Here is a 14,468-nt window from a genome sequence, read left to right as displayed (position 1 = left end):
GCATCGGCTCCCCACCATTACCGCCCGCCCGGCTACAGTGGCAGTTATAGGGCATCTATTCCTAAAGTAGGCCAATGCGCACAGGCGAGCCCCTCCCGTCCGTCGAGGACGTCCTCGCCGCCCTCGCGACCGGGATGTGGCACTGGGACACGGCGACCGGGCTGGTCACCGTGGACGCGGAGGCGGCGCGGCTGCTCGGGCTGCCCGCGAAGCCGGTCACCCTCACCGAGGCCCAGACCCGGGCCCGGCTGCACCCGGTCGACTGGAGCGAGATCACCGGCGTGGTGCCGCTGGCGGTCGCCGAGGGCACCCTCGCCGAGGTCCGGATCCGGATCATGGACGAGGCGGGCGACGTCCTGCGGGTCGTCCGCAGCCGCTCCAAGCCGTCCTTCGACCCCGAGCGGCGGGCGTACAAGCTGATCGGCACCCTCCAGGAGGTGACCGAGCCCATCCCGGGCACGGCAGCGGCCCGCAGCGCGGTCACCGGCGACTGGCGGCGCTCCCGGGAGGCGTTCCTGCTGGACGCGGGCCGGGCGCTGGCCGAGGCCCGGTCGACGGAGGAGGTGCTGCGGGTGGTGGCCGGCCTGTCGATGCCGGGGTTCACCCCGGACGGGCTCATCCTGTTCGGCGTCGAGGGCGACCGGCTGACCATCACCGGTCAGCACGGGCACCAGCCCGGTGACATGGGCCCCTTCGAGTACATGCCGCTGAGCACCGACTACCCGGCGACCGAGGTGGTCCGCACCGGCCGCGCGGTCTACCTGTCCTCCCCCGAGGAGTACAAGGCCCGCTACCCGGCCACCTGGCGGCTCGCCCGGCACTTCGCCCGCCGGTCCTGGGCGTTCCTGCCACTGACCGTGGGCGGGCGCACCATGGGCACCTGGATGGCGGGCTTCACCTATCCGGTGGCGTTCACGCCCGACGAGCGGGCCGTGCTGGCGACGGTCGCCCGGATGCTCGCCCAGGCCCTGTCCCGGGCCGGCACCGCCGAGTCCGAGCGGGAGCTGACCGACGGCCTCCAGCGCTCCATGCTGCCGTCGCTGGGCCCCGAGATCCCGGGCATGCTGGTGGCCGCCCGCTACATCCCGACCGGCGGCGGACTCCAGGTCGGCGGCGACTGGTACGACGAGATCCCGCTTCCCTCCGGGCGCTTCGCGCTGGTCATCGGGGACGTCCAGGGCCACGACGTCCGCGCGGCCGGACTCATGGGCCAGCTGCGCATCGCGCTGCGCGCCTACGCCGCCGAGGGGCACCGCCCGGACGCCGTCCTCACCCGCGCCTCCCGCTTCCTGCACGGCATCACGCACGACGAACAGATGACCGACCTGCGGTTCGCGACCTGCCTCTACGGCGAGGTCGACCCGGCGACCGGGATGCTGGAGATCGCCCGCGCCGGGCACCCGCACCCGGTGATCCGGATGGCCGACGGCACGGTGATGCTGCGGCCGACGGCGGGCGGACTGCCGCTGGGCATCGACCCGGACGCCGACTACCCGATCACCCGGTTCGCCCTCGAACCCGGCGAGACGCTGATGCTGTGCACCGACGGCCTGATCGAGACCGGCGGACACGACATGGCCAGCGGCTGGCACCGGCTGCGGGCGATCCTGGAGGAGCACCAGGACGATCTGGAGGCACTGGCCGACGCGCTGGTTCAGGGCGTGCACGGGCCGTCCTCGCACCACACCACCGGCCCGCTGGCCGACCGCCGCGAGGACGACATCGCCCTGCTGCTGCTCTGCCGGCCCGGGGAGGGCGGCGGCTGCGGAGCCGCCTCCGGCCGGGGAACGGCCGTACGGCCCAGGGTGCGGCGCACACTGCTGCCGGTGGGGCAGGACGAACCCGAGCGGATCGCCGAGGCCCGTCAGTACCTGCGCGACCTGCTGGACGACTGGGCGTCGGCCGACCAGGTGGACTCGGCGGTACTGCTGGTCTCCGAGATGGTCACCAACGTGCTGGTGCACACCGACGCCGACGCGCTGCTGCTCGCCGAGGTCACGGGTGAGGGCGGCGGGCGGCGGCTGCGGGTGGAGGTCTTCGACACCGGCGACGACCTGCCGCACAAGCGCCGCCCCGGCGAACTCGCCTCCTCCGGCCGGGGCCTGATGCTGATCGAACTCCTCGCGGACTCGTGGGGGGTGGACCCGCGGGGTGAGGGAAAGAGCATCTGGTTCGTCCTCTACGAGCCGCCGGACGGCGCCGACCCGTCCGCGTGACGCTCCCTCAGCTCCCGCACGACTCCGAAGGCCGCCGCGGTCAGCGGGACCGCGAGGAGCATGCCGAGGACGCCCGCGACGGAGGCACCCGCGGTGATCGCCAGCAGCACCACGGCCGGGTGCATCTGCACGGTCCGGCTCTGGATCACCGGCTGGAGCACGTGCCCCTCCAGCAGTTGCACGGCGAGCACCACCGCGAGCACCCACAGCGCGATGACGAAACCCCGGTCGGCGAGGGCGACCAGCACGGCCACCGCACCGGAGACGAACGCCCCCAGATACGGGATGTAGGCGCCGACGAAGACGAGCGCTCCCAGCCCGACCGCGCCGGGCACCCCGAGGAGGAGCAGGCCGACGGTGATGCACAGGGCGTCGATGAGGGCGATGAGGGTGGTCCCGCGCATGAACCCCTCGACCGCCGCGAAGGCCCGCCGGCCGATGGCCTCGACGGTGTCGGCGGTGCCGCCGGGCGCGAGGGACCTCGCGGCGGCCACGGCCCGTTGGGAGTCGCGCAGGAAGAAGAAGACCAGCAGCAGCGCGAGCACGGCCATGGCGACGGTCTCGCCGATGACACCGACCCCGCTGATGACGTTGGACACGGCGGTTCCGCCGAACCGCCCCAGCAGCTCGCGCGCGTTGCCGGAGAGATCACCGAGCCCGGACCCGGCGGCCCCGAAGTGCCGCGTGACGGTGTGGGCGGCGTCCCGGAGCGAGGAGGCGATCTGCCCGCCGGTGCCGATCAGCGCGGCGACGATGATGTACACGGCACCGCCGACGACGGCCACCACGGCGACGCAGGTCAGCCCGGCCGCGACCGACGGTTGCACCCCGGCCCGCACCATCCGCCGGTACAGCGGCCCGAGCAGCGCCGTCCCGAGCAGCGCGAGCAGCACCGGCGTGACGGCCGTACGCAGCTCCGCGCACAACCGCACCCCGACCCAGCCCACCCCCGCGACGAGCAGCAGCACGACGCACCACGCAGCGAGCCGCCGGACGGCAGCGGGCAACAGAAGCACACCCCCACCCGACCACAGTCCCCGTCCCCTGTCCTGCGACGCGGGGCCGGGCGGGTGAGCACCGGAGGGTGGTCCGGGGGACGGACGCACGGCCCGGCGAGCGCACGCGGACAGGCGGTCGGAACGGACCGGTCCGGGCAGGCACGCGCGCACGGGCCCCGTCCGTGTCCGGACGGGGCCCGTGCGCGGGAGGCGGGGCAAGGCCTACAGCCCGCCCTCCGACATTCCGTGGACCGCCGGGACCGTGCCCAGAAGTCCCTTCTGGAAGTCCTCGAAGGCCTGCTGGAGTTCTGCCTTGGTGTTCATCACGAACGGGCCGTAGTGCGCCATGGGTTCCCGGATGGGCCGGCCGCCGAGGAGGACGACCTCCAGGTCCGGGGTGTGGGCGTCCTGCCTCTCGTCCGCGCGGACGGTCAGCGAGGATCCGGCGCCGAAGACGGCCGTCTGGCCCATGTGGACCGGGCGGCGCTCCGCACCGACGGCGCCGCGGCCCGCGAGGACGTACGCCAGTCCGTTGAAGTCCTCCTGCCAGGGCAGGGTGATCTCCGCGCCCGGCGCGAGGGTCGCGTGGACCATCGTGATCGGGGTGTGGGTGACGCCCGGACCGGCGTGGCCGTCCAGCTCACCGGCGATGACGCGCAGGAGCGCGCCGCCGTCGGGGGAGGTGAGCAGCTGGACGTTGCCGCCGCGGATGTCCTGGTAGCGGGGCGCCATCATCTTGTCCTTGGCCGGGAGGTTCACCCACAGCTGGAGGCCGTGGAAGAGGCCGCCGGACACGACGAGGGACTCCGGCGGCGCCTCGATGTGCAGCAGGCCCGCACCGGCCGTCATCCACTGGGTGTCACCGTTGGTGATCGTGCCGCCGCCGCCCTGGCTGTCCTGGTGGTCGAAGATCCCGTCGATGATGTACGTGACCGTCTCGAAGCCGCGGTGCGGGTGCCAGGGGGTGCCCTTGGGCTCGCCCGGCGCGTACTCCACCTCACCCATCTGGTCCATCATGATGAACGGGTCGAGGTGGCGGTAGTTGATCCCCGCGAACGCCCGGCGCACCGGGAAGCCCTCGCCCTCGAAACCGCTCGGCGCGGTCGTGACGGCGAGCACGGGGCGTGCCACGGCGTCGGCGGGAGCGGTCACACGGGGCAGCGTCAACGGGTTCTCGACAGTCACTGCAGGCATGGGTACCTCCTTGGTACGCCCACTTTAGTTGACTATTGAACTTTTCGCTCCCCAGAACAAGGAAAGCCCGGAGGGCATTCCCTCCGGGTCACTCGTCCGGTCCAGGTGGGACAGGGTCGTTCAGCCGCCGTACATCCGGCGCATCGCGAAGTCCACCATCTGCTCGACGGCCTTCGCGTCGAAGACCATCCGGTGCTCGCCCTCCATGTCCAGGACGAAGCCGTAGCCGGTCGGCAGCAGGTCGATCACCTCGGCGCCGGTGATGACGAAGTACTTGGACTCCTTGCCCGCGTACCGGCGCAGCTCCTTGAGGGAGGTGAACATCGGGATCACCGGCTGCTGGGTGTTGTGCAGGGCCAGGAAGCCGGGGGTGTCGCCGCGCGGGCAGTACACCTTCGAGGTGGCGAAGATCTGCTGGAAGTCCTCGGCGGCCAGCTGGCCCGTGGTGAAGGCGCGCACCGCGTCCGCGAGCGAGGGCGGGGACGGCTCCGGGTAGAGCGGCGGCTGCTGGCCGTACCCGCCCGCACCGCCCGGCATCTGCTGCTGCGGCGGGGCGTACTGCTGCTGGGCAGTGCCCCCGTCCATCGGCTGGCCGTATCCGTACATGCGCGCAAGCGTACCGAGGCGGCGGCCCGGGAAGGGCGCCGTCCGGGGCAGGCGGCATCCCCGAGCGCGCGCGGTGTGGCCGTACTGGGCGGTCGCCCGTCTTCGTCCGGCCGGCCGGACCGCCCGACGGCCCTGTTCAGGGGCGCGGGCCGGGTAGACCCTTCTCACACTTCCGGAGACAGGGGTTGCTTCTTATTACCGACGGGTAGCATCATCGTAGCTACTTGTTGGTACGTGAACTAGGTGCGAGGAGTCAGTGCCTCGCCGATCTCTCAACGGAGCCGTCGCCATGGGGCACTACAAGTCGAATCTCCGCGACATCGAGTTCAACCTCTTCGAGGTACTCGGGCGCGACAAGGTGTACGGCACCGGCCCGTTCGAGGAGATGGACGTCGAGACCGCCAAGAGCGTCCTGGAGGAGCTGACCCGCCTCTCCGAGAACGAGCTGGCCGAATCCTTCACCGACGCGGACCGCAACCCGCCCGTCTTCGACCCGGAGACCAACACCGCTCCGGTCCCCGCGTCGTTCAGGAAGAGCTACCAGGCGTTCATGGACTCCGAGTACTGGCGGCTCGGCCTGCCCGAGGAGATCGGCGGCACCACCTCGCCCCGCTCCCTCATCTGGGCCTACGCCGAGCTGATCCTGGGCGCCAACCCGGCCGTGTGGATGTACTCCTCGGGCCCCGCGTTCGCCGGCATCCTCTTCGAGGAGGGCAACGAGGTCCAGAAGCACATCGCCAAGGTCGCCGTGGAGAAGCAGTGGGGCTCCACCATGGTGCTCACCGAGCCCGACGCGGGCTCCGACGTGGGCGCCGGCCGCACCAAGGCGGTGCAGCAGGAGGACGGCTGCTGGCACATCGAGGGCGTGAAGCGCTTCATCACCTCGGGTGAGCACGACATGTCGGAGAACATCCTCCACTACGTCCTCGCCCGCCCCGAGGGCGCCGGCCCCGGCACCAAGGGCCTGTCCCTCTTCCTCGTCCCTAAGTACCTCTTCGACTTCGAGACCGGCGAACTGGGCGAGCGCAACGGCGTCTACGCCACCAACGTCGAGCACAAGATGGGCCTCAAGGCCTCCAACACGTGCGAGATGACCTTCGGCGACAAGCACCCCGCCAAGGGCTGGCTGATCGGCGACAAGCACGACGGCATCCGCCAGATGTTCCGCATCATCGAGTTCGCCCGCATGATGGTCGGCACGAAGGCGATCTCCACGCTCTCCACCGGCTACCTCAACGCGCTGGAGTACGCCAAGGAGCGCGTCCAGGGCCCGGACCTGGCCAACTTCCTGGACAAGACCGCCCCCAAGGTCACCATCACCCACCACCCCGACGTGCGCCGCTCGCTGATCACCCAGAAGGCGTACGCGGAGGGCATGCGCGCCCTCGTGCTGCACACCGCCTCGGTCCAGGACGCGATCCAGATCAAGGAGGCGAACGGTGAGGACGCCTCCGCCGAGCACGCGCTGAACGACCTGCTGCTGCCCATCGTCAAGGGCTACGGCTCCGAGAAGGGCTACGAGCAGCTCGCCCAGTCGCTCCAGACCTTCGGCGGCTCCGGCTTCCTCCAGGAGTACCCGATCGAGCAGTACATCCGGGACTCCAAGATCGACACGCTGTACGAGGGCACCACGGCGATCCAGGGGCAGGACTTCTTCTTCCGGAAGATCGTCCGCAACCAGGGCGCCGCGCTGAACTCGCTCGCCGAGGACATCAAGAAGTTCCTCGCGCTCGGCACCGGCGGCGAGGAGCTGGCCGGCGCCCGCGAGCACCTGGCCAAGGCCGCGGTGGAACTGGAGGCGATCGTCGGCCTGATGCTGACCGACCTCGCCGCCACCGAGCAGGACACCAAGAACATCTACAAGGTGGGCCTGAACACCACCCGCCTGCTGATGGCCTCCGGTGACGTCGTCGTCGGCTACCTGCTGCTGAGGGGCGCCGCCATCGCCGCCGAGAAGCTGGCCACGGCCTCGGCGAAGGACAAGGCCTTCTACACCGGCAAGATCGCCGCGGCGAAGTTCTTCGCGGCGAACGTCCTGCCGGGCGTCACGCTCGCCCGCAAGGTCGCCGCCGGCGTCGAGCTGGACCTGATGGAGCTGGACGAGGCCGCCTTCTAGGCACCGCCCCGGACCCGGGGCACAAACCGGAAACCGGCGTCCCTATCCGTTGATTGCCCGCACGGGCCCGCTCTCCCACCAGGAGCGGGCCCGTGCACGTCGTTAAGGTGAACCCATGAGCGCAGCAGCCCGCTTCGACCGCGGCCACACCGACGACCTGATGACCTTCCTGGCGGCGAGCCCCACGCCGTACCACGCCGTCGCGAACACCGCCGAGCGGCTGGAGAAGGCAGGCTTCCGGCAGGTCGCCGAGACGGACGCCTGGGACGGCACGCACGGCGGCCGGTACGTGCTGCGCGGCGGCGCGATCGTGGCCTGGTACGTCCCCGAGGGCGCCGAGCCGCACACCCCGTTCCACATCATCGGCGCGCACACCGACTCCCCCAGCCTGCGCGTCAAACCCCGTCCCGACAGCGGGGCGCACGGCTGGCGCCAGGTCGCCGTGGAGATCTACGGCGGCCCGCTGCTGAACTCCTGGCTGGACCGCGACCTGGGCCTGGCCGGCCGGCTCACCCTGCGTGACGGCTCCTCGGCCCTGGTCAACGTCGACCGGCCACTGCTGCGGGTGCCGCAGCTCGCCATCCACCTGGACCGCTCGGTCTCCGCCGACGGCCTCAAGCTGGACAAACAGCGCCACCTCCAGCCGGTGTGGGGCCTCGGCGGCGAGGTGCGCGACGGCGACCTGATCGCCTTCCTGGAGCAGGAGGCCGGGCTCGCGGCGGGCTCGGTGGCCGGCTGGGACCTGATGACGCACCCGGTGGAGCCGCCCGCCTACCTCGGCCGGGACCGGGAGCTGGTCGCCGGACCGCGCATGGACAACCTGCTGTCCCTGCACGCCGGCGTGGCCGCGCTGACCGCCGTCGTCACCGCCGACGCCCCGCCCGCCCGCATCCCCGTGCTGGCCGCCTTCGACCACGAGGAGAACGGCTCGCAGTCGGACACCGGCGCCGACGGCCCGCTGCTCGGATCGGTGCTGGAACGCTCGGTGTTCGCGCGCGGCGGGACGTACGAGGACCGGGCCCGGGCCTTCGCCGGCACGGTCTGCCTGTCCTCCGACACGGGCCACGCCGTGCACCCCAACTACGCCGAGCGGCACGACCCGACGCACCACCCGCGGGTCAACGGCGGCCCGATCCTCAAGGTGAACGTCAACAACCGCTACGCCACGGACGGTTCGGGCCGCGCGGTGTTCGCCGCGGCCTGCGAGAGGGCGGACGTCCCCTTCCAGAGCTTCGTCTCCAACAACTCCATGCCGTGCGGCACCACCATCGGCCCCATCACCGCGGCCCGGCACGGCATCCGCACGGTCGACATCGGCGTCGCGATCCTCTCCATGCACAGCGTGCGCGAACTGTGCGGCGCGAACGACCCGTTCCTCCTCGCGAACGCCCTCACGGCCTTCCTGGAGGGCTAGGCCCTCTCGTTCGGATCATGCCGGGCTCGCGGGCCCTGATCCGGCCTGATCCGAACGAAAGACCCTAGGACACGCCTCGCCCGGCTCCCGTACGACCCCTGGGCGGACGGGAGTTCGGTGACGCGGCCTAGTCGGGCCCGCGCCGGGTACCCGCACCGCACCGGAGATTCCGGAACCGGAAGGGGAGGCGAGGTCTCATGGGTCTCGGCGGATGCATCATCCTCATCGCCATAGGGGCCATCCTGACGTTCGCGACCGACTGGCACATGACGGGCGTCAACGTCACCGTGGTCGGGCTGATCCTGATGGCCGTGGGCCTGATCGGCGTGGCGACGTTCAGCGGCATCGCACGCCGCCGCCGCGTCGTGGTGCCGACGACACCGGTGGTGGAGGAGCAGCCCCGCCACCACCACGTCGACGGCTACTCCGACGGCTACGGCGTCTGATACACCGCCTCCTGCTCGTCCGGACCCGCCAGGACGAGCGGCAGGCGGTCCACGCCGCCCTCGGTGAGACGGACCGGGACACCCCAGTCCTGCCGGTGGACGTGACAGGCGGGATGTTCGCCGGCGTCCGCGGACGAGCCGCCGCCGGACGCCATGTCGTCGCAGAAGGCCGCCATCGCGGAGACGTGCAGGACGCCCTCCGGGACGGCCGGGTTCAGCTCCAGCTCGCGGTGGAGGTGCGTGTCGGCTCCCCCGCCCTCGAGCAGCAGCTCGGGCGGGGTGGAGGAGACCAGCAGGCGGGTGGCGGACCCGTCACCCGTGTCGGGTTTCCGGCCCGCGGGAACCCGGACGATCACATCCAGGCGGAGACGGCCGGGGGCGACCTCCGTGGCGGCTCGCCGGGTGCGGTGGTCGACCGGCACCACCCGCACCGCCTCCTCCGGCAGCCGCAGCCGGGTCAGCCGGTGCCGTGCCGACTCCACGACCACGATGTCCGCGCCGACGACGACCGCGTCGCCGGGCTCGCGCAGATCCGTGGCCAGCGTCGTCACCTCGCCGGTGGCCGGGTCGTAGCGGCGCAGGGCGTGGTTGTACGTGTCGGCGACGGCGACCGAGCCGTCCGGCAGGACGGTGACACCCAACGGGTGCTGGAGCAGGGCCCGGTCCGCGGCGCCGTCCCGGTGGCCGAAGTCGAACAGCCCGGTCCCGACGGCCGTGTGCACCTGCCCGTCGCGGTCCACCCAGCGCAGGGCGCTCGTCTCGGAGTCGGCGAGCCACAGCCGGTCGGCGGTGGCCGCGAGCCCGGACGGCTGGGCGAACCAGGCCTCTGCGGCGGGGCCGTCCACCAGGCCCTCGTCGGTGGTGCCCGCCGCCACGGCGACCGTGCGGGTGGCCGGGTCGTACGTCCACAGCTGGTGGACGCCCGCCATGGCGATCCACACCCGGCCGCCGAAGACCGCCACGTCCCACGGTGAGGACAGGTCCACCTCCCGGGCCGCACCCGAGGTCGCCGAACCCCGCCACCACTGCTTCCCGGTGCCCGCCAGGGTGGTCACCTCGCCCGTGGCCGGATCCAGGCGGCGCAGGGCGTGGTTGACGGTGTCGGCGACCACCACCGCGCCGTCGTCGAGGAGCGTGAGGCCCTGCGGCTCGTTGAAGGACGCCTCCCGCGGACCACCGTCGGCGAACCCGCGCGCACCGGAACCGATCCGGCGTACGACGGTCTCGGCGTCGTCGGCCAGCTCCACCAGCTGGTGCCGGCTGGTGTCGCTGACCAGGAAGGTTCCCGACGGCAGCAGCAGCGCCTTGCCGGGGAAGCGCAGCGTCGTCGGCTCCGGCTCCGGCGGCACGTACGGGCCGTCACCGCGGCGCAGGGTGCCCTTCGCCTCGTGCTCGGCCACCAGTTCCTCCACCAGTCGCCCGATGGCGTGCACGTGTCCCTCGCCCGCGTGCTGCGCGACGACGTACCCCTCGGGGTCGATGACGGCGAGTGTCGGCCAGGCCCGGACCGCGTACTGCTGCCAGGTGGCCAGCTCCGGGTCGTCCAGCACCGGATGTGCCACGCCGTAGCGCTCGACCGCGTCCACGACCGCCCGGTGGTCGGCCTCGTGCACGAACTTCGGCGAGTGCACCCCGATCACCACCACCGTGTCCCGGTGCTTCTCCTCCAGCTCACGCAGCTCGTCCAGGACGTGCAGGCAGTTGATGCAGCAGGAGGTCCAGAAGTCCACGATCAGGATGCGGCCGCGGAAGTCGGCGAGCTTCAGGTTCCTCCCGCCGGTGTTGATCCAACCGCCCTCGCCGGTCAGCTCGGGCGCGCGGACGCGCACGCGTCGGGGTGCGGAGGCGGTCATGCCTCCAAGGGTGCCATCCGGCGCCGACGACCGGCCCGGCGCCTGTGGAGGACTCGGGTCCGTCGTGAGGGCGGCGTACGGGTCCTGGCTCTCCTCGGCGGCGACCGTGCAGGAGACCCGGGTCCGATCGGCGCCGTCCGGATGGGCGCAGCCGTTGCCCGCGCCGATCGGGACGACGTCGTCGATCACACAGGTGATGCCGCCGCCGGTGCGGGACGCGGTCACGGTCGCCTTGTCGGTCCGGCCGGGCGCGGCCGTGGAGGCGAGCTGCCGGCCGTACCGGTCGACCTCGCCGGTCGCCGGGGGACCGCAGCGCGGGCGGACACGGGGACGGCCGCGGTGGCACTGCCGTCCACGGGCGAGCGGGATGTCCACCCGGGCATCACCGGCGTCCCGGCGGATTCCGGTGCCCGGTCAGGTGAGGGCCGGTGCGGTCCGGTCAGGTGCGGCCCGGTCAGGTGCGGCCCGGTCAGGTGCGGTCCGGCCAGGTGAACGCTCGGCCCGTGGTCGCGTCCACGTGGTCGGTGACGTCCGCGTGCCGGTCGCCGACGGTGCGCGGCTCCGTCACGGGGACGCAGCCGTGCGTGTGACTGCCGGGACCGGCAGGGAGTGAGAGATCACGAGGTCAGGAGGACACGATCAGGAGGACGGGGACGGACCGGGGTCCGCGGTGGCCAGTGATCCGACCTGTCTGCTCCAGGCGTCCGACACCGCCTTCGGGATCTTCGTCGTCAGGCCCTGCTTCTTGGTGTAGGCGAGCCCTCGGTTGTAGGCGCCGCCGCCGCAGCCGTCGGTCTCGTGGGTGAGCCGCACGTCGGCGGTCGTGTCGACGAAAGGCCTGCCCTCACCCTTGCGGGTGACCCGGAAGCGGACCGGGCCGGAGGCGGGGTCCACGTCGTGCGGCAGCGGGAGTCCCACGTGCGTGATGCGTTCGCGGCGCAGCGTGCCCTTGGCGCACGCGCCCCGCGCGCACAACTCGTAGGAGCCGCCCGTGAGATCGCCGTACCCCTGGCGGTCGAAGGTCACGCCGACACCGGAGACGACCCCGTAGCCGGCGCAGGCCTCCCCCTGGGAACAGCCGGACAGGGCCGCGAGCAGGGCGGCCCCGACGGCCGGCAGACCGGCCCGCCGCACGGTGCCGCCCCCGGGGACTACGGCCGGACCGTGGCCGGCGCGGACAGGCCGCTCTCCGCCGGTGGTGACGGCCCTGTGACGATCAGACGGCGCCGGGGAAGCATGACCCGTATGAGATTCCTCGTACGCGACCGGATCCTCGGCATCGGTGACGACTGGTGGATCGAGGACGAGCACGGCCGGAAGGTGTTCCTCGTCGACGGCAAGGCGATGCGGCTGCGGGACACCTTCGAACTGAAGGACACCCAGGGGCGGATCCTGATCGACATCCACCAGAAGATGTTCGCCCTGCGCGACACGATGGTGATCGAACGGGAGGGCGACGCTCTGGCCAGGATCAGGCGCAAACGGCTGTCCCTGCTGCGCAACCACTATCGGGTCTCCTTGGTGGACGGTACCGAACTGGATGTCAGCGGCAAGATCCTGGACCGCGAGTTCGCCGTCGAGTACGACGGTGATCTGCTCGCGGTGATCTCCCGCCGCTGGCTGACCGTACGCGACACCTACGGCGTCGACGTCGTACGGGAGGACGCCGACCCGGCGCTGCTGATCGCGGTGGCGGTGTGCGTCATCCACCTCGCCGAGAAGGAGGGGGAGGAGGACTGACCCCGGCTCGGGAGGATCAGCCCCGGTGCGGGGGTGCCTGGAGACGGAGGACCCGGTCCTTCAGCGCCGGGAACTGCTCGCGGGTGGCGGACACCTTCGCCGGGTCGAGGTCGACGGTGAGGACCTCCTCGCCCGAGCCCGCCTCGGCGAGCACCTCGCCCCACGGATCGACCACGATCGAGTGACCCGCCTGCGGAACTCCGGCGTGGGTCCCGGCCGTTCCGCAAGCGAGCACGAACGCCTGGTTCTCCACCGCCCGCGCCTGGGCCAGCAGCGTCCAGTGCGCGCGTCGCCGCTCGGGCCAGCCCGCGGGGATCACCAGCATCTCGGCGCCGGCGTCGACCAGTCCGCGGAAGAGTTCGGGGAAACGGAGGTCGTAGCAGGTGGCCACGCCGAGCGTGGTCCCGGGCAGCCGGACCGTCACCAGTTCCCGGCCCGCGCCCATCAGTACGGCTTCGCCCTTGTCGAAGCCGAAGCGGTGGATCTTGCGGTAGGCGGCGGCCAGTTCACCGGAGGGGGAGAAGACGAGGGAGGTGTTGTAGAGAGGACGGTCCTGCGCGGCGGAGCCGCTGCCGGACGCCGCCCGTTCGGGGACGGAGCCGGCGTGCAGCCACACGCCCGCGTCACGCGCCGCCTCGGCCATCACCTGGTAGGTCGGCCCCTCGAGCGGCTCGGCCTCGCGGCCGAAGTCCTCGTAGGCGAAGGCTCCGGTGGTCCACAGTTCGGGCAGCACGACGAGGTCCGCACCGGCCTGCTCCCGCACCAGCGCGGCGGCCCGCCGCCGCCGGGAGCCGACCGATTCGCCCTCGTCCACGGCGATCTGGATCAGCGAGGCGCGCACACTACCACCGTCCTGGCAATTCGAGTCGTCCACACAGGCCTACGATCGTCACACGAAAGCACTGCCGGGGTGCCTCTCCGCAGCGTAACTTAGCGTCAAGACACCCGCCGAAGTGCAGCCGCCGCCCGCTGGCAACGCCGCCACAACCTGCCCGTGTACCGACCGCCGAGGGGTCCCGTTTCCGTGAGTCTGCATCCCACCCTCCAGCCCTACGCCGACGCCTGGACGCACTCCATCGAAGCGATATCCGAGATGGTGCAGTCGCTCGTCGAGGGCGAGTGGAACCGGCGGACCCCCTGCCCCGGCTGGTCGGTCCGGGACATCGTGTCGCACGTCATCGGCCTCGACTGCGAGATGCTCGGCGACCCGCGACCGATCCACTCGCTGCCGCGCGATCTCTTCCACGTCGCCACCGAGCACCAGCGCTACATGGAGATGCAGGTCGACGTCCGCCGTCACCACACGGCGCCGGAGATGACGGCCGAGCTGGAGTACACCGTCATCCGCCGCAACCGCCAGCTGCGCAACGAGTCCCGCGACCCCGGGACCACGGTGCGTGGCCCGCTCGGCACCGAGATCACCCTGGAACAGGCCTACCGCGCCCGTGCGTTCGACGTGTGGGTGCACGAACAGGACCTGCGTACGGCCCTCGGCCGCCCCGGCAACCTGGACTCGCCCGGCGCGCACGTCACCCGGGACGTCCTGCTGGCCGCGCTGCCCAAGGTCGTCGCGAAGGACGCCGCCGCCCCGCGCAGCTCGGCGATCGTGTTCGACGTGCACGGCCCGGTCGAGTTCCTGCGCACCGTCCGCGTCGACATCCAGGGCCGCGGCACCGTGGAAACCGCCCCGGCCCTCGGCCCCGCGGCCACGCTCACCCTCGACTGGGAGACCTACGTCCGTCTGGCCTGCGGCCGGGTGAGCCCCCAGGCGGTGGCGGACCGGGTGAAGACCGAGGGCGACCAGGAGCTGGCAGCAGCCATACTCCACAACTTCACGGTGACGCCGTAGGGGGTCCGCCGTCCGGGGATCAGGCGTCCCCGGTCC

12 protein-coding genes are annotated in these 14,468 nt (G+C 72.0%); 6 read left to right on the top strand and 6 right to left on the bottom strand.

Translation table 11 applies throughout. From position 1 onward, the window contains the following. Positions 1-74 precede the first annotated feature (74 nt). Positions 75-2,216 (top strand): SpoIIE family protein phosphatase, encoded by a 2,142-nt coding sequence (locus ACF1BE_RS05415; RefSeq protein ID WP_392197636.1) that lies wholly within the window; start codon positions 75-77, stop codon positions 2,214-2,216. On the opposite strand, the gene ACF1BE_RS05410 is transcribed toward ACF1BE_RS05415, so the two are convergent. The 3 genes from ACF1BE_RS05410 to ACF1BE_RS05400 form a co-directional block, all read right to left on the bottom strand. After that, entirely contained in the window at positions 2,180-3,232 is a 1,053-nt protein-coding gene (locus ACF1BE_RS05410; RefSeq protein ID WP_392197635.1) for an AI-2E family transporter, read from the bottom strand. The two genes, ACF1BE_RS05415 and ACF1BE_RS05410, sit on opposite strands and share 37 nt — an antisense overlap. Positions 3,233-3,436: 204 nt before the next feature. After that, a complete protein-coding gene (locus tag ACF1BE_RS05405; protein WP_392197634.1) occupies positions 3,437-4,408 on the bottom strand; it encodes a pirin family protein in 972 nt (323 codons plus the stop codon). Between the two features lie 120 nt (positions 4,409-4,528). Then, positions 4,529-5,014 (bottom strand): SseB family protein, encoded by a 486-nt coding sequence (locus tag ACF1BE_RS05400; protein WP_356818959.1) that lies wholly within the window; start codon positions 5,012-5,014, stop codon positions 4,529-4,531. Between the two features lie 289 nt (positions 5,015-5,303). Here ACF1BE_RS05400 and ACF1BE_RS05395 point away from each other — a divergent pair, with 289 nt between their 5' ends. The 3 genes from ACF1BE_RS05395 (at position 5,304) to ACF1BE_RS05385 (ending at position 8,990) form a co-directional block, all read left to right on the top strand. Continuing rightward, positions 5,304-7,130, top strand: a complete 1,827-nt coding sequence (locus ACF1BE_RS05395) for an acyl-CoA dehydrogenase (protein WP_392197633.1) — start codon at positions 5,304-5,306, stop codon at positions 7,128-7,130. A gap of 115 nt (positions 7,131-7,245) precedes the next feature. Beyond that, positions 7,246-8,544 carry a M18 family aminopeptidase gene (locus tag ACF1BE_RS05390; RefSeq protein WP_392197632.1) on the top strand — a complete coding sequence of 433 codons (1,299 nt, stop codon included), beginning with the start codon at positions 7,246-7,248 and terminating at the stop codon, positions 8,542-8,544. A gap of 197 nt (positions 8,545-8,741) precedes the next feature. Then, positions 8,742-8,990 (top strand): DUF6458 family protein, encoded by a 249-nt coding sequence (locus tag ACF1BE_RS05385; RefSeq protein ID WP_392197631.1) that lies wholly within the window; start codon positions 8,742-8,744, stop codon positions 8,988-8,990. Here ACF1BE_RS05385 and ACF1BE_RS05380 read toward each other — a convergent pair. Together ACF1BE_RS05380 and ACF1BE_RS05375 are read right to left on the bottom strand one after the other, a co-directional pair. Further along, positions 8,978-10,843, bottom strand: coding sequence for an NHL domain-containing thioredoxin family protein (locus ACF1BE_RS05380; RefSeq protein ID WP_392197838.1), 1,866 nt, complete (start codon positions 10,841-10,843; stop codon positions 8,978-8,980). The genes ACF1BE_RS05385 and ACF1BE_RS05380 overlap by 13 nt on opposite strands. 639 nt (positions 10,844-11,482) lie before the next feature. Beyond that, complete coding sequence (locus ACF1BE_RS05375) at positions 11,483-11,977, bottom strand: hypothetical protein (protein WP_392197630.1); 495 nt, start codon at positions 11,975-11,977, stop codon at positions 11,483-11,485. 111 nt (positions 11,978-12,088) lie between these two features. On the opposite strand from ACF1BE_RS05375, the gene ACF1BE_RS05370 reads away from it, so the two are divergent. After that, the gene (locus tag ACF1BE_RS05370; protein ID WP_392197629.1) at positions 12,089-12,583 is read left to right on the top strand and encodes an LURP-one-related/scramblase family protein; all 495 of its coding nucleotides are present in this window, start codon (positions 12,089-12,091) and stop codon (positions 12,581-12,583) included. A 16-nt stretch (positions 12,584-12,599) separates the two neighbouring features. On the opposite strand, the gene ACF1BE_RS05365 is transcribed toward ACF1BE_RS05370, so the two are convergent. After that, positions 12,600-13,424, bottom strand: a complete 825-nt coding sequence (locus ACF1BE_RS05365) for a carbon-nitrogen family hydrolase (protein ID WP_392197837.1) — start codon at positions 13,422-13,424, stop codon at positions 12,600-12,602. 183 nt (positions 13,425-13,607) lie between these two features. Here ACF1BE_RS05365 and ACF1BE_RS05360 point away from each other — a divergent pair, with 183 nt between their 5' ends. Then, the gene (locus tag ACF1BE_RS05360; protein ID WP_392197628.1) at positions 13,608-14,432 is read left to right on the top strand and encodes a maleylpyruvate isomerase family mycothiol-dependent enzyme; all 825 of its coding nucleotides are present in this window, start codon (positions 13,608-13,610) and stop codon (positions 14,430-14,432) included. Positions 14,433-14,468: the final 36 nt, after the last annotated feature.

Origin of the sequence: Streptomyces sp. NPDC014991, from assembly GCF_043080665.1 — a bacterium.
Taxonomy (GTDB): Bacteria; Actinomycetota; Actinomycetes; order Streptomycetales; family Streptomycetaceae; genus Streptomyces.
Note: the sequence above shows the minus strand (reverse complement) of the source record. Positions and strands in the feature narration are given on the sequence as shown.

Excerpts from the sequence above, each read along its gene's own strand:
- ACF1BE_RS05415 (WP_392197636.1), top strand. The coding sequence starts at position 75 with ATGCGCACAGGCGAGCCCCTCCCGTCCGTCGAGGACGTCCTCGCCGCC.
- ACF1BE_RS05405 (WP_392197634.1), bottom strand. The coding sequence starts at position 4,408 with ATGCCTGCAGTGACTGTCGAGAACCCGTTGACGCTGCCCCGTGTGACC.
- ACF1BE_RS05400 (WP_356818959.1), bottom strand. The coding sequence starts at position 5,014 with ATGTACGGATACGGCCAGCCGATGGACGGGGGCACTGCCCAGCAGCAG.
- ACF1BE_RS05395 (WP_392197633.1), top strand. The coding sequence starts at position 5,304 with ATGGGGCACTACAAGTCGAATCTCCGCGACATCGAGTTCAACCTCTTC.
- ACF1BE_RS05390 (WP_392197632.1), top strand. The coding sequence starts at position 7,246 with ATGAGCGCAGCAGCCCGCTTCGACCGCGGCCACACCGACGACCTGATG.
- ACF1BE_RS05385 (WP_392197631.1), top strand. The coding sequence starts at position 8,742 with ATGGGTCTCGGCGGATGCATCATCCTCATCGCCATAGGGGCCATCCTG.
- ACF1BE_RS05380 (WP_392197838.1), bottom strand. The coding sequence starts at position 10,843 with ATGACCGCCTCCGCACCCCGACGCGTGCGCGTCCGCGCGCCCGAGCTG.
- ACF1BE_RS05370 (WP_392197629.1), top strand. The coding sequence starts at position 12,089 with ATGAGATTCCTCGTACGCGACCGGATCCTCGGCATCGGTGACGACTGG.